Below are 24,732 nucleotides of genomic sequence, written 5' to 3' on the forward strand. Positions count from 1 at the left end.
AAACCCGCCGTGCCGTTCGACGCCACCCTGGACGTGCGGATCGATGCGCCGAGCCGGATCTTCGTGCGCGGGCGCGGCATCGACGCCGAGCTCGGCGGGTCGCTCCGGGTCACCGGCACGTCGCGGTCGCCGAACGCGGTGGGCGGCTTCGGCCTGCGCCGCGGGGTGTTCCAGCTCGTGGGCCAGCGCCTGGATTTCAGCCGCGGCAACCTGACCTTCGCGGGCAGCCTCGCCACTCCGGCCCTCGACTTCGCCGCCGAGACCAAGGCCGGCGACGTCACCGCCCGGGTGGCGGTGAGCGGCTTCGCCGACGCGCCGCAATTCACCCTGACCTCCGACCCGGTGCTGCCGCAGGACGAGATCCTGTCGCGCCTGCTGTTCAAGAAGGCGGCCGGCGGGCTGTCGCCGTTCCAGGCCCTGCAGCTCGCCCAGGCCGTGGCGCAGCTCTCGGGCGGGGCCGCCGGCCCGGACGTGTTCGAGCAGGCCCGCAAGGGGCTGGGCCTCGACAGCCTCGACGTCTCCACGGGCGCGAGCGGCGGCCCGGCGCTCGGGGCCTCGCGCTACATCTCGGACCGGGTCAGCGTCGGCGTGAAGGCCGGGGCCAATCCGGCCGACACCGCCGTGGGGGTGGATGTCGACGTCACCCGCCGGATCAAGCTGAAGGGAGAAGCCGGCAGTGACGGCCGGACCAGCCTGGGGGTGGGGGCGGAATACGAGTGGTAGAAGCGGGGGCGCACCGGACGTCTGTCTTCGTCTCGCGATCTGCCTGAACCATTCGATCATCCTCGCAGTCATCCCGGGGCCGCGTAGCGGAGCTCGGGATCCAGAGCCGCCGACAGGTGAAGGTCTTGCACCAGCGGCGTTTCTGGATCCCGGGCTCGCCTGCAGCGCCCCGGGATGACGGAGGGATCGATTTTGCCGCAGGCGCACACCGGCCCGACGCCGAGCGGTAAGAATCTCTCGTCCCCTTGATCCCGCCGTATCGCCGCGATCGACCAATGATCGGTTCGAACTCCACCACACCGCGGCGCGGTTTCGCGTTCAAAATCCCCATCGGCTCAAACACCTCGGCCGAAGATCCGTTGGCCGGCCGGGCCAAGTCTGCTTAGGTGTCGAAGCAAGCGGCGCGATCAGCCGGAATCCGGGCGGGAAACACGAAGGGCGATGGACGACCTGTTCGAGACGGACGACAATCTTCCCGTGCCCGAGGGCGGCTTCCTGCGGATGCTGCCGATCATCAACCGGCGCGGCCTCCATGCCCGGGCCTCGGCGAAGTTCGTCCAGACCGTCGAGCGGTTCGACGCCGCCGTGACGGTGACCCGGGCCGGCGAGACGGTGGGCGGCCGCTCGATCATGGGCCTGCTGACGCTCGGCGCCGCCATGGGCACGCGCATCGCCGTCACCGCGGTCGGCCCGGATGCGGAGACCTGCCTCGACACGATCGAGGCGCTGCTCGCCAACTGCTTCGGCGAGGACGAGTAGGCCGGCTCAGGTCTCCTTGCCGGGCCAGGTGCAGAGGTCCGAGACCGGGCAGCGCGTGCAGGCGGGCTTGCGGGCCGTGCAGGTGTCGCGCCCGTGCCGGAACAGCCAGATATGGGCGCCGTCCTTGAACCGTTCGGGCACGGCCTCGGCGAGCTTATCGGCTACCGCGTCCACCGTGGCGCCCGGGGCCAGCGGGATCCGGTTCGAGACCCGGAACACGTGGGTGTCCACCGCGATCACCGGCTCGTGGAAGGCGAAATTCGCCGTCACCTCGGCGCTCTTGCGGCCGATCCCCGGGAGCTTTCGCATCTCGGCCGCGCTGCGCGGCACCGCGCCGCCGTAGGTCTCGATCAGGGCCGCCGACAGCTTGACGATGTTGCGTGCCTTGGACGGCCCGAGCCCCACCGGGCGGATGATCTCGGTGATCTGCACCGCGCCGAGATCCAGCATCCCGGCCGGGTCCTTCACGCGCGCGAACAGCGCGTCGGCGATGCGCGCCACCGTCGGGCCGGTGGATTGGGCCGAGAGCAGCACGGTCACCAGCAGCCGGAACGGATCGGTGTCGTCGAACCCGGCCTTCGGCTCCGGATCGGCCTCAGCGAGCCGCGCCAGCACCGCCGCGACCCGGCCTACCTCATCCGATTGCGGCACGGCGCGGGCCTTGGTCCGTCGCGGTGCTGGCCGGAGGCCGTGAGTTGTGTCGCGCGTCATGGCCAGCAGCTAGGGCCGGGACGGCCAGCCCGACACGCGGCGGATTGACGGCCCCGATCAGCCGCGCACCCGGCGCCAGGCCACGGAGCCCGCGCCGAGGCCGAAGGTGCCGGCCGCGAATCCCTCGACCCGGCGCAGGAATGCCGATCGTAGGGCGCCGCTCCGGGCCGAGAGCCGACCCCAGATGTTTTCGGACCGCGCGGCGACGGCCGGCTTTCGATCCTCGACGACCGGCACGGCGACCTCGGGCGGCGCCCAGCCCACGGGCCGCACGCCGAGCAGATTCTCGGCCGGGATCGCCCGCGGCCGGCGGGTGCGATCCACCGCGGGGACGGGGGCGGCGGGCCGACTTGCGCGACCGAGCGCCGCCAGGCGAGCGCGGATCGCCCGGTCGACCGCCGCAGCGGCGTCGGCACCGAGCAGGACGGGGGCCGCTTGGACGGTGAGAGCGTCCCGGCTCCAGGCCAGGACGAGCAACGGGCGCGGCCGGTCCGACGCGGGTTGCAGCGCCGTCGTCCCGGAAAGGCCGCCCTGTATCACGGTGAAGCGTCGCGCCATCGCCTGTCCCGACCTCTCGACCAACCGTCCCATTCCGGGACGGCGGGGCGCCCGAAGGCGCTGTTCGGAGCGGTGGCTTCAAGGATGGTGCCGCCAAGCGGCTCAGCTTCCGGGGATCGCCAGCGGGTTGTCGGTCAGCGCCGCGGCGTCGGGTGCGTCCACGCGCGGGCGGCCCAGGAAGGCGTCCCAGAGGCGCTGAACGAAGGCCGGGTCGAGGTCGCGCAGGATCAGGACGAGGCGGGAGGTGTGGTCGGGATCGGGCCAGGCCGGCAGGGTGAGGGGGGCGTGGAACACGTGCTGGACCCCGTGGACCACGATCGGGCGTTCCGGGTCGTCGGCCAGCGCCACGATCCCCTTGAGCCGGAGAAGCTTCGGCCCGTGGCCGGAGCGCAGCAGGTCCATGAACATCTCGAAGGCCGGGCGCGGCACCGGCGCGGCGCTGGTGAGGCATAGGGCCTGGATCGCCGCGTCGTGGCGGTTCACGTCGCCGGGGTGGTGGTGCGCGTCCTCCAAGCCCGCATCGCCGAGCCAGGCGCGAACGTCGGCCCCTTTACCGTCGAGGCCGAACAGGCCGCCGAGCAGGTCCTCGGCCGGCGCATCCGGCGGCAGGATCGGAGCCGCCGGGTTGAGGGCGGCGAGCCGCGCCCGGATCCCGGCGGTGTCGTCGGCGAGGTCGGCCTTGGTCAGGACGATCCGGTCGGCCACCGCGGCTTGGCGCACGGCCTCCGGATGGGCATCGAGGGAGGCGGCGCCGGTCACCGCATCGACCACCGTCACCACCGCCTGCAGCCGGTACCGGAGCACGAGATAGGGGTGATAGATCAGCGCGTGCAGGATCGGCGCCGGGTCGGCGAGCCCGGTGGTCTCGATCACCACCCGGCGGAACGGCTTGATCCGGCCGTTGTCGCGCTTGCGCAGCAGGTCTTCGAGGGTGGCGATCAGGTCGCCGCGCACCGTGCAGCACAGGCATCCGGCGCCGAGCAGGACCATGTCCTCGTCGATCGTCTCGATCAGCAGGTGGTCGAGGCCGATCTCGCCGAACTCGTTGACGATCACCACCGTGTCGGCGAGCGCCGGATCGCGCAGCAGCCGGTTGAGCAGGGTGGTCTTGCCGGCCCCCAGGAAGCCGGTGAGCACGGTGAGCGGGATCGGCTCCGGGCGGCGCGGATCCGGGGCGGGCGAGGCGGTCAGGGACATGACCGCGCAGATGGGGGTTTTCGGGGACGGAGGCAACGCGCCGGGGCGCGATGCCGGAAGGCCGCTACTCCTCGGCGGTCGCCTTCTTGGCCGGCGCCTTCTTCACCTCGGCCTTCCGGGCCTCGGGCTTGGCCGGCGCCTTGTGGGCGGCGGGCTTCGAGAGACCCTTGCCGGGCTTGGCCTCTGGCATGCCGGGTGTCTCCACCGACAACGTGTAGGCGCTGGCATTGCGCGGCAGGCCGTGGGCCGGCTTCGCGGCAATCTTCGAGGCCGGCTTGGCCGCGGCCTTGGCGGCGCTGGCGGCCTTGGCCTGTTCCAGCCGAGCCTCGCGGGCCTGCTTGGCAGCCTGCAGCGCCGCCTCGCGCTTGGCCTTGGCGGCCTCGAGCTTGGCGGCCCGCGTGTTGGCGGCAGCCGTCTTCTGAGCGTTCTCCTGCGCCTCGAGGATCTGCTGGCCTTCGGCCGGGTTGCGGCCGATCCAGACCGCGATCGGCTGGAGCGGCGCCCGGGGCGGCAGCGTCCGGGCGCGCAGAGCCGGGCTGGAGAAGGCAGCCATGGCGAGCGCCGGGGAATTGGCCGCAGAGCCGCCGATCAGCTGCGCCGCCGAGCCGGGGGCGCTGACAGCGCCGGGGCCATCGTCGATCGCCGGGGGCTTCTTGCCGCCGCAGACGAAGGGGCGCATGTCCGGGGGCGCACCGAGCGCCGAGGCCGGCAGGGCGTCGAGGGTCGGGCTGGTCCAGCCGGCGCTCTGGGTGAAGGCGTAATCGAACAGGTCGGCGGCCTTCACGTCGCGCTCACGCGGGCTCGGCTGGCCCATCACGACGGTGATGACCCGGCGGCCGTTGCGCGAAGCGGTCGCGACCACGTTGAAGCCGCCCGAGCAGATGAAGCCGGTCTTCATGCCGTCGGCGCCGGGATAGCGCCCAAGCAGGCCGTTGTGGTTGGCCATGACCGCCCGGCCGAACTGGATCGCCGAGATCGAGAATAGGTCGTGGGAATCCGGGAAGTCGCGGATCAGCGCCCGGGCCAGCACCGCCATGTCGCGGGCCGAGGTCCACTGGCGCGGGTCGGGCAGGCCGTTGGGATTCGTCCAGCGGCTGTCGCGCATGCCGATCCGCTGCGCGGTCTCGTTCATCAGGTCGGCGAAGCCCTCGATCGAGCCGCCGAGATTCTCGCCGATCGCGTAGGCGATGTCGTTGGCCGACTTGACCATGATGATCTTGAGGGCGTTGTCGAGGGTGAGCTGGGTCCCCGGCTTGAAGCCCATCTTGGAGGGCGGCTCGGAGGCCGCCGCCGCCGAGATCGTGATCATTGAATCGAGCGAGACCTTGCCCTGCCGCACCAGGTCCAGGGCGACGTAGGTGGTCATCAGCTTGGTGATCGAGGCGGGGTACCAAGGATCGGTCGGGGCCTGGGAATAGATCACCTTGCCGGAACCGACATCGACCACGAGGATCGGCGCGGTGACCGCGTTGGCGGCCTGAATCCCGATCAGGCTCGTGCCGAGAAGACCCGTCATCGCCGCGAGTCCGACGGTCACGCGCCGGAGGAGTGAAGAGGACATTCGAGCCCGACTCGTCAGAGGATCGCCAGGGTCGGCACCGCGAGGCACCGCTCTTCCGGCCGGCCGGCCGGGATTCGCGCAGCCCCAACCGCCGGGGCGGCCATCGTGCTGCATCACGGCATCAACGTCTCCACCGTGGCAAGAGCAAGGCGAGACACAATCGCGGGGCTGCGCCGCCTGGTTGTCGGTGGTCCGGAAGGCCCGCGCCGCTTATGTGCGGGATTGCGGTCGAGCGAAAAGGTTTCGGGGACACGGTGGCTTACGCGGTCAAGGAAATTTTCCACACCCTTCAGGGGGAGGGCGCCCAGGCGGGACGGGCCGCGGTGTTCTGCCGATTCGCTGGCTGCAACCTCTGGTCCGGGCGCGAGGCGGATCGCGCCGCGGCCGCCTGCCGGTTCTGCGACACCGATTTCGTCGGCATGGACGGGGAGGGCGGCGGCCGCTTCGCAGATGCGACGGCGCTGGCGGATGCCATCGCCCGGACCTGGGCCGGGGGGCCGGAGTGCCACTACGTGGTGTTCACCGGCGGCGAGCCGCTGCTCCAGCTCGATTCCGCGCTGATCGACGCCGTGCACGGGCATGGGTTCGAGATCGCGATCGAGACCAACGGCACCCTGCCGGCGCCTCCGGGTATCGACTGGATCTGCGTCAGCCCCAAGGGTGCCAATCCCCTGGCACAGACGACCGGCCACGAGCTGAAGCTGGTCTATCCGCAGGTCGATGCCGACCCGGCGGATTTCGTCGGCCTCGCCTTCCGGCACCGCTTCCTCCAGCCGCTGGACGGGCCGGAGCAGGGTGCCAGCACCCAGGCCGCCATCGCCTATTGCCGCCAGGACGCCCGCTGGCGCCTGTCGCTGCAGACCCACAAGATGATCGGGATCCCGTGAGGGGGTGGCCGGCCGGCGTAGCTCTGGCGTGCGGGCGCATCTCCCCTCGCCCCGCGTGCGGGGAGAGGGGGGACCCGCGCTTCGTTCTGGTATGAACGGGCAATCCCATCGCCCCCACCCTTCCCATCCCGCCAAAAATCGGGAACGATCCCCGCCACCTTCCCGCCCCTGGACCGGTGCCCTTGAGTCTGGACGATCCATCGCCGCTCGCCCACGCCGCACCGGAGGGCATCTGGCCGATCGATCCGGACCCGCGGGTCACGGATCTGCCTGGGCGCCAGCGTTGGAGCTTCGGGGGCGGGCGGGCCCGCGCGGCCGAGGTCGCGGGCACCCTGGTCCCGGCGACCGATGCCCGGATCGCCTATCTGGGAATCCGCCGGGACGGGCAGGGCCAGCCGTTTCCGGCCGCCTTCGCGCACTCGCCCGAGACCGGCGCCGCGCTGGGCCCGCCGGTCCCGATTCCGGCCCCGGAGATCCTCGACATCGACCTGGACAGCCTCGCCGAAGTGCCGCTGCCGAGCGGCGTGCCGGCGCTGATCCGGGCCGGACACCCGGCCGCGCTGTACCTGTTCCAGGAGAATCTCGGCGCGTTCGCGGAATGGGACGGCCGAAATTTCGTGGGCCACGAACGGCTGCCGCCGCATCCGGTCGGAACCGGCATCACCGCAAGCCGCAGGGGCATCGCCTACGCCACCGCCGAGGTGCTGGTCGGCGTGAGGCTGCCGCAACTCGGGCGCGGTCTGGTCCACGCCGAGGCCCGGGCGGCGGGCCTGCGGTTCCTGTCGGCGCCGTGCTGGCGCGGCGGTGACCTCCTCGTCCTCGGCGAGCGGGGCGGGCGCCTCGTCCTCTGCCGCCGGGTGGCCGATTCGGACGCCCTCGACCTGCGCGACCTCGGGCGCGCCGCCCCCGATGCGGATTTCGCCGGGCCGTGGATGAACCGGCTCGGCGACACCGTCTGGACCGGCCCGGACGGGTTCGTCGCCTGCCGGACGCTCGGTGACGAGACCACGGCCACTTCCTGGCCCGGGGGCTTCACGCCAATCATCGCCCAGGCGCCCTGGCGGGACCGCGCCGACCTGTATCATCAGCTCGGCATGGCGGAGGGCCGCTATCATGTCGCCGCGCTGACGCCGGATCCGGACCTGCACCGCCTCGACGGGCCGCATCTGGCGGCCGGACCCTGCACCTATTCCGGCGCGGAGCGGTTCAACGTGCCCTGGCAGGCCGCCGAGGAGGCCCTCAATCTCGGCACCCATGCGGGCAACCTTCTGGTGCCCCGCCTGTCGATGGCCCGCGACACGATCCTGCTCGCCCTCGATATTCCCGGCCCGCGCGGCGGTTTCCTGCGCGGCGAGCGCCTGCCGGCGCCGGTGACCGGCCACGTCCTCCACCACGCCCACGGAGCCGGGCTGCGCCGCCTCCCGGTGGGTCTGGCGGTGTCGCGGATCGGCGACGCGCGGGCGTTGCTGCACGACGGCGTGCTCTATCTCTGGAGCCGGTCGGAATGCCGCTGCCACGCCCTGCGGCTGCGCGCGGCATGAGTGCGCTGCTGCGGGCCGTTCTGATGCTCGTCCTCGCGCTCGGCGGACACGCCCGGGCCGAGGCGCCGGTGCGGCAGGTCTTCCTCGTGCAGGATTCCGGCTGGATGGAGCCGTTCCTGACCGCGGAGGGGTCGCAGTTCCGGGCTCTGGTCGAGGCCTTGGTGGCGGCGGCCCGGGTCCCAGGAGCCGATATGGCCGTGGCGACCTTCGACCAGGACGGGCAGGTCCCGGGCCGACCCTCGCCGCGCATCCTGTATGACGGCGCCTACGACGCCGCGCGGGTCCGGGCGGCGATCGCTTTGATCGACCTGCCGCGCAAGGCCGGCGGCACGGCCTATGCCGATGCGGATTTCAACGGCGCGCTGCTCGGGGCGATCCGCACCGGCCTGCGCGGCCGCGCCGGGGTGATCTGGATGGTCACCAACAACAAGAACAGCCCAGGTAACAGCGCCGAGGTCGAGCGCAACACCGCCGCCTTCTACGCGGCCCTACGCGACTCGGCGGCGATCAGCCGGATCGTCGCCTACCCGGTGCGGATGCCCCTCAGAGGTCGCAACTTCTCGGAGGGCGGGTTCGTCATCTACGGCATCGGCTACGGCGCGGCCGGCGGCCGGGCCCTCGAGACCGCCGTCAGCGCCCCGGCGCTCAAGGCCCTGTTCAGCCACCCGCCGGTGAGCCTGAAGCCGGTGCTGGCCGGCGGGCTGACCCTGCGCTTCGATCGGCTCGACACCGGCGGCTTGCAGGCCGGGCTGGAGAACGGCGTCCTGATCGTGAGCGGCGCCGATGCCGCCGCCGGCACCGCCCTGCGGCTGACCGCCCATCTGCGCAACGGCCTCTACCCGCAGCGCGTCGCGGCAGCCCGGCTCGCCCTGAGCTGGAGCGAGGTCGGCACCGAGGCGGGCCTGGCTCAGGCCGCGGTCTCGCCCGCCGAGATCGCCGACCTGGCGCCGCAGGCCGAGAGCGGGCCGCTCTCCGTGGTGCTGACCCTGCCGCCGATTCCGCGCCCGAGCGGCCTCGCCGGATTGCTCTCCGACGGCCGCATCGTGGATGGCACCCTGACTCTGCGGCTCGCGGACTTGCGCCTGGCGCTGGATCCGGCCTTCCTGGAACGGGTGCGGCCGATCTTCGGCAGCGGGTTGTTGTCCGGGGACCAGATGGGCGGGCCGGTCGGGGATGCGAGTGCGGTGGAGGGCCGGTTGCCCGGCCTGTTCCGCGACTATCGCGGCATCTCGGAGGCGTCGGTGAGCCTGCCGGTGCGGATCGAGGCGGCATTCTCGCCCTGGCCGCTGATCGCCGCCGCGTCCGCCGCCCTGGCGCTGGCCGCCGCGGCCGGGCTCGGAGCCCTCGCGCTCGCCCGGGCGCGGGTGCAAACCGTGATGCTCGGCACCGTCCCGAAGCGGGTGAGCCTCCGGCCGTACCGCACCCAGATCCTGCGCGCCCCCGACGGCAGCCGCTGGCAGGTGCGGGCGGGGCTGTGGGGGCCGGCCCGCGCCACCCGCCTGCAGGAGCCCGGACCCGGCGCATGATTCGTTTGCATCTCGACCGCCTGGGGCCTCCTGGACTCGTTCACGTCCAGGCGCGGACCGGGCAGGATTTCGCCATTCCCGCCCCGCAGAACCCGGCCCCGCAGGCCGATCCGATCCAGACCGCGCCGCCCCCCGCCGGGACGAGCACCGGGGCGAACCCGTTCAGCACCCTCGAACGGGGGCCGACCACCATGGAATTCGCGCTCGGCGCCGCCGCCCTGGTGGTTCTGGCGGTGCTGTTCCTGTTCGTCCGCCAGGGCGTGCGCACCCACCTGATCAACCGCCGGGCGACGCTGGACGCCGCCAACGGTGCGAGCTGGATGCTGTTCTCGGCGCTGATGCTCACCGCCGCGATCCTGGTCAGCGCCACGGTCGGCCGCCTCTGGCAGGCCTGGGCCGGGCTGGCGGCCGGCTTCGCCCTCTGCCTCGTGCTGTTCGGCGCCGCCCTGGTGCTGTTCCTGCGCGCACCCGACCGGAGGCGCTGAGACCATGGCTGACGCCCGGCCCGCCGAGACCGAGACGCTCCTGAAGGTCCGCCCGACCGTGTTCGTGGCGCTCGGCGGCACCGGCATGGAGGTGCTGCTGCGCCTGCGCCGGCGCATCCTCCAGGCCGACTGGAACGGGACGCGGATCAGCGCCCTCGACCAGTTCCCGGCCGCGTCCTTCCTCTACTTCGACACCGACACCCTGGAGGCCCGCGAGGCCGGCCGGGCGGCGGCCACCGACGCGCTCTCGGCCAAGGTCGCGTTCCGCGAGGGCGAGACCCTGCAGAAGGCGGTCAACCTCGCCCGCTACCAGGCCGAGCGGCGCAGCTACCCGCATATCGATTCCTGGCTGCCCGCCCGGGACCTGTCGCGTATCGACGCCTCGAAGGGCGCCGGGCAGATCCGCGCCATCGCGCGGCTGCTGTTCTTCGACGAGGTGCGCAGCTTCATGGACCGGCTGACCGCCAAGGCCGGCTCGGTGCTGGCCAACGTCTCGAACGAGGCGCAGCTGCGCGCGCTCGGCCTCGACACCGCCACGGACCTGCGCGTCGTCGTGGTGGCGTCGGTGGCCGGCGGCACCGGCTCGGGAGCGGTGATCGACGCCGGCTACGCGATCTCCTCGCTGGAGACGCCCAAGCGACCGGACGCGGTCGACCTCTTCCTCGTTTTGCCCTCGGGCTATGTCGGCGCCAACAAGGACCGGGTCTTCGCCAACGGCGTCGCGACCCTGTCCGAGCTCGAATACGCCATGCGCGGCAATCCCGAGCCGCCCTATGTCGAGAGCTGGGGCGACCACGCCCGGGTCGCCCGCGGGGTCGAGCGGCCGTTCAGCGACGTCTACCTGTTCGACACCCAGAACCTCGCCGACCAGCGCACCGCCGCGATCGGCGACCTCTACGACATGATGGCCGACGTGCTGTTCGAGGATTTCGGCAATTCCGAGTTCTCCGGGCGCAAGCGCTCGACCGGCGTCAACCAGACCCAGCACAAGATGCGCAAATGGGCGCCGCCGAGCCCGGACCGCGCCGGCCGAGCCGCCCTGTTCTCCCTGAACTACTCGGCGCTCGGCCAGGCCGTGCTGGCCACCCGCGGCAGCCTCGAATTCGAGGAGCACGCCGCCCGGGCGGGTCTGGGCATGGTCGAGGCGTTCTTCGGCGTCGCCCGGGGGCAGGGGGAACGCCACATCCCCACCGTCGAGGAGCGCGACCGCTTCGCCGCCGACCAGCTCGCCCTGCGCTTTTCCGCCTTCGAGGCCTTCCCGAAGGTGCTGCGGCCGGCCCCGCCCGGCATCCCTGAATACGACCTCGTCGGTACCCTACTGCAGCGGGCGGACGGCTCCTCGATCCAGGAATCGGTGGCGCTCGGCGTTGAGGAGGCGGTGGACGCGATCAGGACCGAGATCGCCAGCCCCCGGGACTGGGCGCCGAATTTGCGCAAGGAGGCCGAGCGCCTGCGCGACGACATCCTGGGCCGCACCGGATCGGGCGCCGCCTACGGCCCCCGCGGCGCCGAGGTGCTGGACGTGCGCGCCAAGCTCGAGGCGGCCTGGCTCTCCGACCAGGACGGGACGCTGCCCGCCGCCCTCTACCGCCTGCTCGACGATCAGGAGCGCGGCGGCCTCGACTACGCCCGGGCGCTGATCGAGGGGGTGAAGGAGCTGATCGAGGCCGATGGCGGCGCGCTCGCCCGTCTCAATGCCGCCGCCGACACCTATGCGCGGCTCGCCGACGAGATGCTGGCCGAGCATTTTTCCGCCTCGCTCAGCCGGCTCGACCAGGTCCGCCCCGGCCTGATCTTCTCGCACCGCCGCGACGCCGAGCGCTACCTGGAGCAGGCCCGGGAGGATCTGCGCGGCTCCTGCGTCCTGCGCATCCGCTCGGTCGCCGCCCGCGAGGCGGCCGAGCTGCTGCGCCGGGTCTCGGCCAAGCTCGGCACGCGGACCGGGCGCGACCCGGAGACCGGCTCTGCCCGCTACGACGGCCTGCTCAGCGCCCTGAACCAGGGCCACGAGGATGTCGGCCGGCTGATGCGCGAGCTGCGCCTCGACATCGCCGAGATCCGCAACGCCATCGAGCGCCCCTCGGGCGGCACCTTCCTGGTCCTGCCCTCGGGCGACCTGCCGGACAAGATCGCGGTCGCGCCCGCCGAGCAGCTCGCCTGGGCCCGGGAGGCGTTCCGGGCCTATGGCGGGTCGCGGGCGATCTTCGCCCTCTTGCGCGAGGAAGACACCCGGGCCGACCTGCTCAACGCGGTGCGCGACATGGCCCGGCGCCGGCTCGGGCCGCACCGCGCCCGCATCCCCTCGGCGCTCGACGCCCTGCGGGAATTGCCCCCCGCCCGGCAGCGCGAGACCCTGGAGCTGATGCTGCTGCGCTGCATGCCCTGGATCTACGCGCGCTTCGACGCCTTCAGCCCGGGCGGCGACCAGTTCAAGACGATCCTGGCGGTGGAAGGCGCGCGCGCCTTCCAGGCCGAGTTCGGTCCGATCCTGCGGGCGAGCCTGCCGCCGGTGCTCGGCGCCGGCGAGATCGGCTTCCTCGAATCCAGCCAGCGTGGCCGGATCGTCTGCTACTGCGAGCTGTCCGGCGTGCCGCTCGACGTGCTCGGCCCCCTGCGGCGCGACTGGCGCAACGCCTACGCGCAGGAGCTCGACCGCCTCGACGCGATCCCGCTCCACAATCACAAGGACTATCTGCGCTTCCCGGACCCGGTCGCTCCCTCGGCCGAGGAATCCGACGCCCTGCGCGAGACCCTGTCGCTGTTCCTGCGCGCGGTCTGCCTCGGCCTGCTCCAGCGCGCGCCGGAAACCGGGCTGTGGCGCTTCGCCTTCGAACCGGGGGATTGGCGCAGCGTCGGCTCGGAGCGGACCCTGCGGCGCAAGCTGTTCGACCGGGTTCAGCGCGCGGCGATCGCGGCCCAGCTCGCAGAGGCCGAGGCGGCCCTGTCGCCGGTCCAGAACCTCGCGATGGCGGCGCTCTTTGCCTGGACCGCCAAGCGCGCCTACGCGCCCCGGCGCGAGACGGTGAATTTCGACGCCGAGGCCCGGGTCGGCGGGATCGGCCACGCGGTGGCGGACGCGCTGAGCCGGAGCTGGCGTCAGGGCGCCGTCGAGGCCGGCGGCCTGCCGGGCGATCCGGACCGGCTGTTCGACGCGTTCCTCGCCCAAATCGACGCCTGGACGAAGCCGATCCCGGGCAGCCTCGCCGACGTGCCCGCCGAGGAGGCCAACCGCGACCCGGCCGACCCGCCAGCCCTGCGGGCCGTGGACAAGCGCGTGATCGAGCCCGCTTCCTTCACCACGGAGGGGCTGCTGCGACTGGCCAACCCGGCCGCGTCCGCCCCGCCGCCACCGCCGCCGGCCGCGCTCTTCTACGTCTACCGGGACACGGTCGAAGGCCCGTTCCCGCTTTCCGAACTGGCCGCCCAGGCGCGCGCCGGCACCCTGAGCGCGGCCACCCAGATCCACCCGCAGGGCGGCGCCTGGATCGCCGCCGGCGACCACCCGGCGCTCGCCCCGCTCCTAGCACCGCCGCCGCCGCCGCCGGCTCGCTGAGGCAGTGCTCGGTTGACGATGGTGGCGCTCAGCCACGCATCGCCAAAACCTGCGCCTGCGACGCCCGGATCGCCGAGCGGGCGAAGCGACCGTTCACCAGGGCGGGATCCGGCTCGCCGCCGGCCAGCACGGTACGTCGAAGCGCCGTGAGGGCCGGATCGCCCCAGGCGTCGAGCAGGCGCCCGAAGGCGCGGTGACGGGCGGTGTCGAAGCCGGCCCGGCGGCCGGCCGCGTCCTTGGCGGGATGCGCCGGATGGAGCGCTGCGCAGGGCACGAGGCCGGCCGGGATCGGCGCGGTCGCCGCATGGGTCCGACCGAGACGCAGAAGTTTCGGCAGGATGTGGCTGTGCGGCCCGGGGGCGCTCACGACGCCGGCCGGCGGGATCGGCGTGTAGACCTCGATCCGGCCGAAACGGGCCAGGAACACCCGATGCGGGCTCGCCGCCACGAGCATCGGCCCGATCGGGTTGCCGGGCGCGAAGACCGGCCGGCCGGCGGCGGCCCGGAGGGCATCGATCAAGCCGGGATCGGCTACGCGCAGGCAGGCATCGACCGCCCGAAGCCCGAGGCCGAGGTCGAACAGGATCGCCCCGCGATCCTGCACCCGCGCGGCCGCCGCGTCGGGCCCGAGCTCCGTCAGCACCACGCGCCGGCCCATGGTGCAATCCGCCTCGGGCAGGCACAGGGCGACCGCCTGGCTCCAGCCGCCGGTGAAGCCGGTCTCGTAGGCGAACGGCACCAACTCCGGTGACGCGGTGAATGCGACCGCGCCCCGCGGGGTCGCCAGACCGATCCGGCCATCCGCGCGGATCGCCACGGGCTCGGCCGGATCCCGCGCGAAGGCCGCCACCGCCCCATAGGCGCCGAGGCTCCAATCACAGGCCGGGTCGGCGAGGTGGTCGCGCAGCAGGGACTCGATCGATCCGCCCGTCATCGGCGCCCCATAACGCAAGACCAGCGCTGGCAAAAACCGATCGGGCGAACATCCCCGCTGGCAACACGCCTTGACACGGCCGGCGAATGACCGGAAGTCGCGGATCGATCATCGAGGTTGTTCTCGGCGGGGCGGGCGCAATGCCCGGGACGGCCGGGACGGAGATGTCCGCGGGGCTGGCCGACGGCATCCGCGGAGAGGGGCGCGCTGGCATGGACGTGATCGAGACCGAGATTCCGGACGTCAAGCGCATCAAGCCCAAGCGCTTCGGCGACAGCCGCGGCTGGTTCTCGGAGACGTTCCGGGTCGACGCGATGGAAAAGGCCGGGATCACCACGCCGTTCGTGCAGGACAACCAGTCCTTCTCGGCCCCGCAGGGCACGATCCGCGGCCTGCATTTCCAGATCGCCCCCCAGGCCCAGGCCAAGCTGATCCGGGTGCTCCAGGGGGCGATCCTCGACGTGGCGGTGGATATCCGCAGCACCTCGCCGACCTTCGGCAAGTTCGTCGCCGTGACGCTGGACGCCGAGAACGGCGAGCAGCTCTACATCCCGCACGGCTTCGCCCACGGCTTCTGTACCCTGACCCCCGACGTCATGGTCGCCTACAAGGTCGACGCCTATTACAGCCCCGAGCACGACCGGGCGCTCGCCTGGGACGATCCCGAGATCGGGATCCCGTGGCCGGTCTCCGGTGCTGCCGCGATCCTGTCCGACAAGGACCGCCGCGCGCCGAAGCTCGCCGACGTCGGCCAGGTGTTCTGAACGGCGTTTCCGGCCGCCCTGCGGCCGGGCCGTATTTTCGTCACGCCGGGCGGTCTTTAGCTGCCGGCAGCTCATTTCCATCCGCGATCGATCCGAAGGGGACCCGCCATGCGCATTCTCGTGACCGGAGGCTGCGGCTTCATCGGCTCGGCGCTGGTGCTGCATCTCGTCAACGATCTCGGCCACGAGGTCTGCACCCTCGACGCGATGACCTACGCGGCCAACCCGATCTCCCTCGCGCCGCTGGCCGACAACCCGCGCCACCGGCTGGTCGAGGCGGATATCTGCGACCGCGCCGCCGTCCAGGCCGCCATCGCCGCGTTCAAGCCGCAGGCGGTGATGCACCTGGCCGCCGAGAGCCATGTCGACCGCTCGATCACCGATCCGGGCGCGTTCGTGCGCACCAACGTCATTGGCACCCAGACCATGCTGGACGGCGCGCGGGGCTATTACGAGGCCCTGCCGGAGGCGGAGAAGACGACCTTCCGGTTCCTGCACGTCTCCACCGACGAGGTCTACGGCTCGCTGCCCCCGGACGCGTTCTTCACCGAGGACAGCCGCTACGACCCGCGCTCGCCCTACTCGGCCTCGAAGGCCGCCTCCGACCATCTGGCGCGGGCCTGGCACGAGACCTACGGCCTGCCGGTGCTGGTGACCAACTGCTCGAACAATTACGGGCCGCGGCACTTCCCGGAGAAGCTGATCCCGCTGATGATCCTCAACGCCCTCGAGGGCAAGAAGCTGCCGGTCTACGGCGACGGGCTGAACGAGCGCGACTGGATCCATGTCGAGGACCACGCCAGGGGCCTGGTCGCCGTGCTGGAGCGCGGCCGCATCGGCAACACCTACCTGCTCGGCGGCCGGGCGGTGCGCAACAACCTCGCGGTGGTGAAGGCGCTGTGCGCGGCCTTCGACCGGCTGCGGCCCGAGAACGGCCCGCACGAGCGGCTGATCAGCTTCGTCACCGACCGGCCGGGCCACGACCGGCGCTACGCCATCGACTGCACCAAGGCGGAGACCGAGCTCGGCTGGCGGCCGCAGAAGACCTTCGAGCAGGCCCTGGAGGAGACCGTGGCCTGGTATCTCGACAACGAGAGCTGGTGGCGCCCGATCCGCGAGGGCCGCTACACGGGCGAGCGCCTGGGGCTGACCCGCTGATGGACATCCTGGTCCTCGGCGGCGCCGGTCAGGTCGGCACCGAGCTGCAGGCCCTGGCCTGGCCGGCCGGCGTTTCGGTGCACGCGCCGACCCGGGCGGAGCTCGACATCACCGACCCGGGCGCTGTCGCCCGGACCCTGGAGGCGCGCGCCTACCGGGCGGTGATCAACACCGCCGCCTACACCGCCGTGGACAAGGCCGAGTCCGACGTGGTCGAGGCCTGGCGCCTCAACGCCCTCGCCCCGGCGATCCTGGCAGCCGCGACCGCCGCCAAGGCGGTCCCGCTCGTGCACGTCTCGACCGATTACGTCTTCGCCGGCACCGAGCCGGACGGCGCCTACGCGCCGGACGCGCCGATCGATCCGCAGAGCGTCTACGGGGCCAGCAAGGCCGCGGGCGAGCTCGCCGTGCGCAGCGCCAACCCGCGCCACGCGATCGTGCGCACCGCCTGGGTGGTGAGCCCGCACCGGGGCAACTTCGTCAAGACGATGCTGCGGCTCTCCGGCGAGCGCGACGCCCTGACGGTGGTCAACGACCAGCACGGCTGCCCGACCTCCGCCTTCGACCTCGCCACCGCGCTGGCGACGATCGCCCGGCGCCTGGCCGAGGATCCGGACGCGCCCACCGGGACGTTCCATTACGTGAATGCCGGCGCCACCACCTGGCACGGCTTCGCCGAGGCGATCGTGGCGGGATCCGCCCGGCGCGGCGGCCGGTCGATCCCGGTCACCGGCATCCCGACCTCCGCCTACCCGACCCCGGCCCGGCGGCCGGCCAATTCGCGCCTGTCCACCGACAGCCTGACGGCGGCCTACGGCATGACGCCCCGGCCCTGGCAGGCGGCGCTCGACGACATCCTCGATCGGCTCGTGGGACCGGTCCGAGAGGGAGCTTCCAAGCCATGAAGGGCATCGTTCTGGCCGGCGGATCCGGCACGCGCCTGCATCCGGCGACGCTGTCGATCAACAAGCAGCTGCTGCCGGTCTACGACAAGCCGATGATCTACTACCCGATCTCGGTGCTGATGCTCGCCGGCATCCGCGAGATCCTGATCATCTCGTCGCCGGAGCACCTCGACAATTACAAGCGCCTGTTCGGCACCGGCGAGCAGTTCGGCCTGCAGTTCACCTACGCGGTGCAGCCGCGGCCGGAGGGCCTGGCCCAGGCCTTCGTGATCGGGCGCGACTTCGTCGGCACCGACGACGTGGCGCTGATTCTGGGCGACAACCTGTTCTTCGGCGCCGGCATGCGTGAGCTGCTGAACGAGGCGCGCGCCCGCAAGGCCGGCGCGACGGTGTTCGCCTACCACGTCGACAACCCGCAGGCCTACGGCGTGGTCAATCTCGACAAGACCGGGCGCCCGACCAAGATCGTCGAGAAGCCGCAGAACCCGGAATCGACCTGGGCGGTGACCGGGCTGTACTTCTACGACAACCAGGTGCTCGACATCGCCGCCGCGGTGAAGCCCTCGGCCCGGGGCGAGCTGGAGATCACCAGCGTCAACGAGGCCTATCTCGAGCGCGGCCAGCTCTACGTGGAGCGGATGTCGCGCGGCTATGCCTGGCTCGACACCGGGACCCACGACAGCCTGCTGGAGGCGAGCGAGTTCGTCCGCACCCTGCAGAACCGCCAGGGTCTCCAGGTGGCCTGCCTGGAGGAGATCGCCTTCCTGCAGAACTTCATCACCCGCGATCAGCTCATCGCCCGCGGCGAGATGTTCGCCAAGACCAATTACGGCCAGAACCTGCTCCGCCTCGCCCGCGAGAGCGAGGATGAGCTCGCGCTGCGGTGAGGGCGCGGGGCTGGCCCCAAGAATGAAATGTCGGGTGCGGCGGCGATCCTTGCATGCCCACCGCATTCGGAAGGCCGAAACAGGGCCGGGGTTGACGCATTCCCCCGTCGTCAAGACAACAGGAAGGCGTCGATCCCGCGCTCGGCGAGCAGCTTCACGCCCCTCCGGTCAAACGACGCGAAGGTCTCGGCGCCGAGCCGCCGACCGTCGAAGGCAATCACGCCGTCCGCGAAGTCGCCGCCGGCTTCCAGCAAGGCAAGCCCCGCTTCGACCGCGGGGCGATCGAAGACCACGTTTCGTGTCTCCATGAATTTCCGGATCGCCTGCGCGATCTGGGTTCGAGGTGCACCATAGCGGCGCTCCATCACTCACGCTAATTCACAGAAGACGTGTACACTGATCGCGACAAGATCGGCGGTCTCTAACGTCCCGATCGCGATGTCTTGCTGCTGCGCGTCATCGGGGGTGACGAGGCGCAGCAGCAGATTCGTATCGGCCGTGAGTTTCATTCCTCGCCAGCGCCGGCGGCAGCACCCGCTTCGGCGATGGCGTCGTTGATATCCTCGATCGAGAGCTTCGCGCCGCTTGTCGTCCCAGAGAAGAAGTGGCGCAGGTTCTCCCACGACCCCTGGGCCCGATCGGCTTTGAGTTCTGCCCGCCCGTCAGGCAGCAGGTCGAGCCTGATCTTATCGCCGGGTTCGATGCCGAGATGCTTCAGCACGTCCTTCCGCGAGGTGACTTGGCCGCGGGCCGTCACGGTCAGCGTCGCCATGATGAAGCCTCTGATTCATGATATAAGGGTAAGATACAGGGATCTGACCCTCAAGCGTAACGCAGCGCAGGCGTCTGGCCGCATCTGTCACTTCGGGCTGCAACCGATGCAGATGCCCTGAGAGATCTTGTCGTCTTGGATCTGCTGCTGGGTGCGGTCGCGCCGATCGTTCGGGGTGGCGGCGCCGGCGCCGGAGGCGGGCGGCATGGTGCGGCCCACGGTCGAGGTGTGCGGCGCCGTGACCGTCGAGGTCGGTCCGCCACCGGTTCCGGTCTGGGACTGCGCCGTGGCGGCCGTCGCGGCCAGGATCGGCAGCAGGGCCGAGAGGCCGAGGATCGTCAGGGTGCGGGTCATCTGTCCGGATCTCCTTGCCCGGACCTAACGCGAGCGTGACCACCCGGTTCGCGCCTCCGGTCGAACTCCCCGTTTGTTCGCCTTTGCAGACCGGGCCCGGCGCCGTATCAGGAGCGCGCATCCCCGATCCAGTGTCGAAACCCCGGAGCCGCCGCGACGATGCGGGACCCCAACGCGATCGACTTCTGGCGCGGCTTCGCCCTCGTGACGATTTTCGTCAATCACATCCCGGGCAACACCTTCGAGCGCTACACCTTCTCGCAATACGGCATCTCGGATGCCGCCGAGCTGTTCGTGTTCCTGGCGGGCTGGTCGATCGGCATCGCCACGCGCCGGCGCGACGGGACCCCGGAGCCGGCCGGCCAGAGCGTGGTCCGGCTGCTCGCCCGCACCGTCGAGGTCTACCGCGCGCAGCTCACCGTGATGCTGCTGGCGCTGGCGCTCATCGCCGGGTCGGCGCTGCTGCTCGACAACCCGCTGATCCTCGAATGGCACAATGCCGGTGGCTTCTTCGCGGACCCGATCCAGTCGGTCTGCGGCATGGCGCTGATGACCTACCAGCTCGGCTTCTTCAACATCCTGCCGCTCTACGTGGTGCTGATCGGCATCGCGCCGATCTTCGTGCTGGTCGGCCGCGTCAGCCTGATCGCGGCCCTGGCGCTGTCGGGGGCGATCTATCTCGCCAGCCTCGTCTTCGAGTGGAACGTCCCGTCCTGGCCCGGGGAGGGGGATTGGTTCTTCGATCCGTTCTGCTGGCAGGTTCTGCTGGTGCTGGGCTTCGTGCTCCAGGGTTGGAACCTGCGCTCCGATACCCTGCGCCGCTGGTCGCGACGCCTGATTCCGGCCGGCGTTATCATCGTCATCCTGGGCATCGCGCTCGCCGTGACGGGTCTCCGGCCGGATCCGCTGATGGTGCCCGAGCCGCGGTTGCTGTTCACGTTCGAGAAAACCTACCTGACACCGGCGCGGCTTCTTCATTTCCTGGGGGTATTGCTCGCCTTCGCGCCGCTCTACGCATTTCTGGCTCCCCGAATCGGGGTGGTCGGGCGCTATCTGAGTCAGCTGGGCCGGAACTCCCTGGCGGTCTTCTCCATGGGCTCGATCCTGAGCCTGATCGGGCAGCTCGTGCGTTTCCAGACCGGCGGCGGCGTGCTGGTCGATATGCTGGTCGCCGGAAGCGGCCTGGTCGGTCTGGGGTTCACCGCATGGTTCGTCGAATGGCGCAGCCGCACCAAGTCGTCCCCGGCCCGGTCGTGAGGTGTGCGCGCGTCCCCGTACCCCGCTGGGCGCTGGCCGCGCTGATCCTGGGCGCGCTGGTGCCGGGGGCGGCTGCGGAGCAGCCGGCCGACATGGGCGCCGGTGACCAGCCCGGCCTGTCGCAGGAATGCCGGGTCCCCGGCGCGCAGCTCTACACCATGGCCAAGCTGGGCGCGGTCCGGACCGCGCTCGGCGAGAACCGTCCGCTCAGGATCCTGGCGATCGGCGGCAGTGCCGCGCCGGGCGCCTCGGCCTCCTATCCGGCCAAGCTCGAAGCCGCCCTGGAACGGGCGCTGCCGAAGACCGACGTGTCAATCGACCATCGCGGCCTGCCGGGCGAGATCGCCTCCGGAGCGGCCGAGCGCCTGCGCACCATCGTGGCGGAGGCCGAGCCCGACCTCGTGGTCTGGCAGGTCGGCACCCACGACGCCATCGCGCGAGTCGATGCCGACGCGTTCGCGAGCGCGCTCAGCGAGGCCGTGGCCTGGATCCGCTCGCACGGGATCGACGTGGTGCTGGTCGACCCGATCTACACCGCCAGCATGGCCGCGGATGTCGATTACAACCGGATCGTCGAGGCGGTCCGGACGGTGGCGGCCCAGCAGCAGGTGCCGCTGGTGCGCCGCTACGAGGCCCTGCACTACCTGTCGAGCCGCAGCGACAAGGGCGAGGGCCACATGCTCGGCCGCCAGTTCCGGCTCAACGATCTCGGCCTGCGCTGCATGGCCGAGCACGTGGCGCTGACCATCGCCACCTCGCTGATGCGCACCGACCCGGCTCCGGACCCGAAGCTCGCTCCGGGCGCGCCGCCCTTAACCGAGCCGCAACGCGCCCCGGGCTAGACCCGGAAACCCGCGATCGTTCACCCACGATCACTGGGCTATCGCCCCGGATATTGGATCTCGGACGATGCTCCAGCGGGTTTGACGGGACATCGTCTGTTTCCGATCCGGCGGCCGCCTTTCGGGATGATGCTCCGAGCCCGGCGCGGAGTGCGTAGTGTCAGCCACGGCCGTCCCAGCCCCCACCAAGCTCGCCGCCGCTGGCCGGCGCCTCCACGCTTTGCGGAGCGGCCCGGTGCGGGCGGCGCTGACCGTCTTTGCCATCCGGGTCGGGGCGGCCGGCTTCGCCTACGCGGCCCAGGTGCTCGCCGCCCGGCTGATGGGCTGGGACGCCTACGGGGTGTTCGCTGCCGTCTGGGTCTGGACCGCCATGCTCGGCCACACGCTGACGCTCGGCCTGTCGCAGGGCGCCTGCCGCTTCGTGCCGACCGACCAGGCACGGGGCGATCTCGACTTGGCCCGCGGCTATATCCGGGCCGGTGCCCTCGTCACGGGTGGGGCGGCGCTCACCGTGGCCGGCCTCGGCGCCGCCCTGTTGTGGCTGGAGCCAGGCCTGTTCGCGCCGGCCTACCGGGCGCCGATCGCCGTCGCGCTCGGCGTGATGCCGCTCTTCGCGCTCCAGGATTATCTCGAGGGCGTGGCGCGCAGCCAGAACTGGGTCGGGCTCGCCATCGCGCCGCCCTACCTGCTGCGCCAGAGCCTGATGATGGCCTGCATGGTCGGGGCCGTGCTGCTCGGGGCGCCCCCCCGGGCCGAGGTGGCGATGGCCTGCATGTTGGTCGCCGCCGCCATCGCCACCGCGTTGCAGGCCGGCCTGCTCGTGGCGCGGCTGCGGGCGGATCTGCCCGCCGGGCCGCAGCGCTACCAGTGGCGGACCTGGCTCGGCACCAGCCTGCCGATCGCCGGGATCGACCTCGCCAATGCCGGCTTCACCTTCGTCGACGTGATCGTGCTCGGGGCCCTGGTGAGCCCGGCCGAGCTCGGCCTGTATTTCGCCGCGACCCGGATCCAGCAATTCGTGGTGTTCGTGCATTTTGCCGCCAGCGCGGCGACGCTCCAGCGCTACAGCGCCGCCCAGGCCCGGGCCGACCGTCCCCAGCTCGCCGACCTCATTCGCCGCCAGGGCCGGCTGACCGCGGGCGCCACCGCTCTGGTCGGCGGCGCGATCGTGGGCTTGAGCCCCCTGCTGCTGGCGATGTTCGGCCCCGGCCTCGGCTCCAGCGTGCCGATCCTGGCCGTGCTGGTCGCCGGCAGCGTCGTGGCGAGCCTGTTCGGACCGGGCGAGGACCTCCTGACCATGCTGGGCGGCGAGCGCCTCTGCGCCGGCATAACCGCCCTCATGCTGGTCGTGGCCTGCGCTCTATGCCTGATGCTGATCCCGCCCTTTGGCACCCTCGGCGCGGCCCTGGCGGTGGCGCTGGCCACAATCGCGCGCGCCGCGTTGCTCGCCCGAGCCGCCGGCCGCCTGCACGGGCTGCCGACCCCGATCTGGTCCGCGGGAGCGATCCGGTGAACGCCGTGGCGCAATCCAAGCGGATGACATCCGGCCTGTCGGTCTCGATCGGCCCCGCGCCCGAGCCGGCAGCGTGGGACGCGCTGTTCGCGTCGAGCGCCGCCCCGCAGCACCCGCACTACACGCACCACGCGGTCGCGGCCCATCGGGAAGCCGGGCTGCTGCCCGGGGCATTCGGCTTCGTCACGGTCCACCGCAGCGGCGATCCGGTCGCGCTCCTGCCCTTCACGCTGCGGCGCGATCTCGCCGGTCTCGGCGGCCGGGTAGCGCAGCCGTTCCTGTCGCCCCTGGTGACCGCCACAGCGCCCCTGGTGATCGACGGACCCGAGCGCGCGGCGGCGATCCAGGCCCTGGTCGCCGGGCTGGAACAGGCGTCCGGCGGACGGGCCTGGCGCTGGCCGCTCCTGCCGACGGAAGACGGGGCGGTCCCCGAGATGCTCGCGGCGATGCGGGCGCGCGGCTGGGCCATCGGCACTGTGACGGCGTTCGAGCGCCCTTTGATGGTGCGACGCGCCGATTACGACGCGTTCCTGGCCGGGCACCCGAACCGGTCCCGGTTCAAGGATCTGCGTCGGCGCACCCGCCGCCTCTCCGAGGCCGGCACCGTGGCCCATGTCGGCGCCGCGGGCGGCCCGGAGCTGGCGCGGCTTGTGGCCGATTTTCTGGCCCTCGAGCAGAAGGGCTGGAAGGGTCAGGCCGGCACCGCCATGGCCTGCCGGCCGGACACGGCGGCACTCGCCCGGGCTCTCTTCGCCGAAAGACCCGGACCCGTCGGCGTCCGGGTGGATGCCCTCACGCTCGACGGCCGGCCGATCGCGATCAGCCTTGCCCTGGTCGGTGGGGGCACCGCAACGCTCTTGAAGACCGCCTACGACGAGGATCTGCGCGGCCACGCCCCCGGCCTGCTTTTGGAGGCGGAGATCGTGCGCGCCTGCCACGAGACCGGCTTTGCGGACATACTCGATTCGGCGACGCTCGACGGCTCGGCTCTGGAGAGCCTCTACCGCGAGCGAACCCGTATCGCTGAGCTCATCGCCCTACCGCCGGGGGATCGCACCCTGTCTCTGGAGCGACGCCTGCGGCTGGCCCGGTTCGAGCACGCGGCGCGCGCCGCGGCCAAGCGGGCTCTGCGGCGGCGCTGAACCCTTCGCCTACCGGTTGCGGTACGGCCCCTCGCCCTGGACCTGGTCGTAGACGCCGTGTCCGGTCCGGGCCCGATAGGCGCGACCGGCGATCTGGCCGGGAGTGGGCGGCGTGCCGGGCTGGGCGAAGCTCGTCTCCGGACGATAGGCCGGCCCCCAGCCGATCTCCTCGTCGCCGGCCGGGTCCTTGCCGGGAAAGCCGGTGGCGTAGCCGACGCTCTGCGCCAGAGCCGGGGCCGCGGCCAGCCCGAGCAGGGCCGCGAGGGTGAAGCGGAGCGTAGTCCTGGAGCGCATCAATCGTCTCTTCCCATGGCGACCCGCCGGGCGGATCCTCTGAGGGGGAAACGCCGGTGCGCGACGCGCGTTCTCGGGGGCGCATCCGTGTCGCGGGGGGATCCTGCTCCGCCGGCTCGGACGATTCCTCGCCGCGGGGGCCCGAGTCGCCATGGAGGACTGGAAGGCCGGGTTGCGGGCCGAATTGCGGGCGATCGAGATCGCCACCGCCGATGCGGCGGCGTCGGTGCTGCCAGATTTGCTGCGACGCTTGCATTATCACCAGGCCGGGCGCGGCGGCCCCGCTCTCCTGAGGCTCTACCGGCGCTGGCGGATCCGGCGCCTCTCCCGGGCGGTGGCGGATGCGCGCTGGCAGGTGGAGCAGGGTCGGCTGGCGCGTCTGGGCGGCCTCGACCCGCGCCGGTGACTG

The 24,732-nt window shown here is 71.9% G+C and carries 26 protein-coding genes; 16 read left to right on the top strand and 10 right to left on the bottom strand.

The window, feature by feature from the left end:
• Positions 1–723, top strand: a 723-nt coding sequence (locus tag AKJ13_RS07350; protein ID WP_200905601.1) for a translocation/assembly module TamB domain-containing protein, incomplete at its 5' end; no start/stop codon positions are given.
• 441 nt (positions 724–1,164) lie between these two features.
• Complete coding sequence (locus tag AKJ13_RS07355; RefSeq protein WP_050732782.1) at positions 1,165–1,482, top strand: HPr family phosphocarrier protein; 318 nt, start codon at positions 1,165–1,167, stop codon at positions 1,480–1,482.
• A gap of 6 nt (positions 1,483–1,488) precedes the next feature.
• Here the strand turns inward: AKJ13_RS07355 and nth are convergent, their stop codons facing one another.
• The 4 genes from nth to AKJ13_RS07375 form a co-directional block, all read right to left on the bottom strand.
• The gene (nth, locus tag AKJ13_RS07360) at positions 1,489–2,133 is read right to left on the bottom strand and encodes an endonuclease III (RefSeq protein ID WP_244471538.1); all 645 of its coding nucleotides are present in this window, start codon (positions 2,131–2,133) and stop codon (positions 1,489–1,491) included.
• Positions 2,134–2,250: 117 nt separating this feature from the next.
• Positions 2,251–2,751: a hypothetical protein gene (locus tag AKJ13_RS07365; RefSeq protein WP_050732784.1), complete on the bottom strand. Its 501-nt coding sequence runs from the start codon at positions 2,749–2,751 to the stop codon at positions 2,251–2,253.
• A gap of 102 nt (positions 2,752–2,853) precedes the next feature.
• Entirely contained in the window at positions 2,854–3,948 is a 1,095-nt protein-coding gene (locus AKJ13_RS07370) for a GTP-binding protein (protein ID WP_050732785.1), read from the bottom strand.
• A gap of 64 nt (positions 3,949–4,012) precedes the next feature.
• Positions 4,013–5,464, bottom strand: coding sequence for a D-alanyl-D-alanine carboxypeptidase family protein (locus tag AKJ13_RS07375; RefSeq protein ID WP_244471539.1), 1,452 nt, complete (start codon positions 5,462–5,464; stop codon positions 4,013–4,015).
• Positions 5,465–5,763: 299 nt separating this feature from the next.
• Between AKJ13_RS07375 and queE the strand changes: the two genes are divergently transcribed.
• From queE to AKJ13_RS07400, 5 genes are all read left to right on the top strand, one after another.
• The gene (queE, locus tag AKJ13_RS07380) at positions 5,764–6,396 is read left to right on the top strand and encodes a 7-carboxy-7-deazaguanine synthase (protein ID WP_050732931.1); all 633 of its coding nucleotides are present in this window, start codon (positions 5,764–5,766) and stop codon (positions 6,394–6,396) included.
• A gap of 176 nt (positions 6,397–6,572) precedes the next feature.
• Positions 6,573–7,937: a hypothetical protein gene (locus tag AKJ13_RS07385; RefSeq protein WP_244471540.1), complete on the top strand. Its 1,365-nt coding sequence runs from the start codon at positions 6,573–6,575 to the stop codon at positions 7,935–7,937.
• The gene (locus tag AKJ13_RS07390) at positions 7,934–9,463 is read left to right on the top strand and encodes a hypothetical protein (RefSeq protein WP_244471541.1); all 1,530 of its coding nucleotides are present in this window, start codon (positions 7,934–7,936) and stop codon (positions 9,461–9,463) included. The genes AKJ13_RS07385 and AKJ13_RS07390 overlap by 4 nt, the downstream gene beginning before the upstream one ends.
• A complete protein-coding gene (locus AKJ13_RS07395; protein ID WP_050732789.1) occupies positions 9,460–9,948 on the top strand; it encodes a hypothetical protein in 489 nt (162 codons plus the stop codon). Before AKJ13_RS07390 ends, AKJ13_RS07395 begins: the two co-directional genes overlap by 4 nt.
• A gap of 4 nt (positions 9,949–9,952) precedes the next feature.
• Complete coding sequence (locus AKJ13_RS07400) at positions 9,953–13,501, top strand: tubulin-like doman-containing protein (RefSeq protein WP_050732790.1); 3,549 nt, start codon at positions 9,953–9,955, stop codon at positions 13,499–13,501.
• Positions 13,502–13,529: 28 nt separating this feature from the next.
• Here the strand turns inward: AKJ13_RS07400 and AKJ13_RS07405 are convergent, their stop codons facing one another.
• Positions 13,530–14,435 (bottom strand): hypothetical protein, encoded by a 906-nt coding sequence (locus AKJ13_RS07405; RefSeq protein ID WP_050732932.1) that lies wholly within the window; start codon positions 14,433–14,435, stop codon positions 13,530–13,532.
• A gap of 212 nt (positions 14,436–14,647) precedes the next feature.
• On the opposite strand from AKJ13_RS07405, the gene rfbC reads away from it, so the two are divergent.
• From rfbC to rfbA, 4 genes are all read left to right on the top strand, one after another.
• Positions 14,648–15,199 carry a dTDP-4-dehydrorhamnose 3,5-epimerase gene (gene rfbC, locus AKJ13_RS07410; protein WP_050732933.1) on the top strand — a complete coding sequence of 184 codons (552 nt, stop codon included), beginning with the start codon at positions 14,648–14,650 and terminating at the stop codon, positions 15,197–15,199.
• A 108-nt stretch (positions 15,200–15,307) separates the two neighbouring features.
• Positions 15,308–16,357, top strand: a complete 1,050-nt coding sequence (gene rfbB, locus AKJ13_RS07415) for a dTDP-glucose 4,6-dehydratase (protein WP_050732791.1) — start codon at positions 15,308–15,310, stop codon at positions 16,355–16,357.
• Positions 16,357–17,262: a dTDP-4-dehydrorhamnose reductase gene (gene rfbD, locus AKJ13_RS07420; protein ID WP_050732792.1), complete on the top strand. Its 906-nt coding sequence runs from the start codon at positions 16,357–16,359 to the stop codon at positions 17,260–17,262. The genes rfbB and rfbD overlap by 1 nt, the downstream gene beginning before the upstream one ends.
• Entirely contained in the window at positions 17,259–18,149 is an 891-nt protein-coding gene (gene rfbA / locus AKJ13_RS07425; RefSeq protein ID WP_050732793.1) for a glucose-1-phosphate thymidylyltransferase RfbA, read from the top strand. Before rfbD ends, rfbA begins: the two co-directional genes overlap by 4 nt.
• A gap of 110 nt (positions 18,150–18,259) precedes the next feature.
• On the opposite strand, the gene AKJ13_RS33230 is transcribed toward rfbA, so the two are convergent.
• From AKJ13_RS33230 to AKJ13_RS07440, 4 genes are all read right to left on the bottom strand, one after another.
• Positions 18,260–18,514, bottom strand: a complete 255-nt coding sequence (locus AKJ13_RS33230; protein ID WP_348270933.1) for a hypothetical protein — start codon at positions 18,512–18,514, stop codon at positions 18,260–18,262.
• A 3-nt stretch (positions 18,515–18,517) separates the two neighbouring features.
• A complete protein-coding gene (locus AKJ13_RS33235; protein WP_348270934.1) occupies positions 18,518–18,658 on the bottom strand; it encodes a hypothetical protein in 141 nt (46 codons plus the stop codon).
• Positions 18,655–18,921, bottom strand: coding sequence for an AbrB/MazE/SpoVT family DNA-binding domain-containing protein (locus tag AKJ13_RS07435; RefSeq protein WP_050732794.1), 267 nt, complete (start codon positions 18,919–18,921; stop codon positions 18,655–18,657). The genes AKJ13_RS33235 and AKJ13_RS07435 overlap by 4 nt, the downstream gene beginning before the upstream one ends.
• An 87-nt stretch (positions 18,922–19,008) precedes the next feature.
• On the bottom strand, positions 19,009–19,275 hold the full coding sequence (locus AKJ13_RS07440) for a hypothetical protein (protein ID WP_050732795.1): 267 nt from the start codon (positions 19,273–19,275) through the stop codon (positions 19,009–19,011).
• Positions 19,276–19,434: 159 nt separating this feature from the next.
• On the opposite strand from AKJ13_RS07440, the gene AKJ13_RS07445 reads away from it, so the two are divergent.
• From AKJ13_RS07445 to AKJ13_RS07460, 4 genes are all read left to right on the top strand, one after another.
• On the top strand, positions 19,435–20,532 hold the full coding sequence (locus AKJ13_RS07445; RefSeq protein WP_050732796.1) for an OpgC domain-containing protein: 1,098 nt from the start codon (positions 19,435–19,437) through the stop codon (positions 20,530–20,532).
• Positions 20,493–21,374, top strand: coding sequence for a GDSL-type esterase/lipase family protein (locus AKJ13_RS07450; protein WP_050732797.1), 882 nt, complete (start codon positions 20,493–20,495; stop codon positions 21,372–21,374). Before AKJ13_RS07445 ends, AKJ13_RS07450 begins: the two co-directional genes overlap by 40 nt.
• Positions 21,375–21,531: 157 nt before the next feature.
• Positions 21,532–22,887, top strand: a complete 1,356-nt coding sequence (locus tag AKJ13_RS07455) for a lipopolysaccharide biosynthesis protein (RefSeq protein ID WP_050732798.1) — start codon at positions 21,532–21,534, stop codon at positions 22,885–22,887.
• A 23-nt stretch (positions 22,888–22,910) separates the two neighbouring features.
• A complete protein-coding gene (locus AKJ13_RS07460; RefSeq protein WP_050732934.1) occupies positions 22,911–24,029 on the top strand; it encodes a GNAT family N-acetyltransferase in 1,119 nt (372 codons plus the stop codon).
• Between the two features lie 9 nt (positions 24,030–24,038).
• Here AKJ13_RS07460 and AKJ13_RS07465 read toward each other — a convergent pair whose 3' ends face one another.
• A complete protein-coding gene (locus AKJ13_RS07465) occupies positions 24,039–24,323 on the bottom strand; it encodes a hypothetical protein (protein WP_007562288.1) in 285 nt (94 codons plus the stop codon).
• Positions 24,324–24,474: 151 nt separating this feature from the next.
• Here AKJ13_RS07465 and AKJ13_RS07470 point away from each other — a divergent pair, with 151 nt between their 5' ends.
• Positions 24,475–24,729: a hypothetical protein gene (locus AKJ13_RS07470; protein WP_050732799.1), complete on the top strand. Its 255-nt coding sequence runs from the start codon at positions 24,475–24,477 to the stop codon at positions 24,727–24,729.
• Positions 24,730–24,732 lie beyond the last annotated feature (3 nt).

It is taken from the genome of Methylobacterium sp. ARG-1, assembly GCF_001262595.1.
Lineage (GTDB): Bacteria > Pseudomonadota > Alphaproteobacteria > Rhizobiales > Beijerinckiaceae > Methylobacterium > Methylobacterium brachiatum.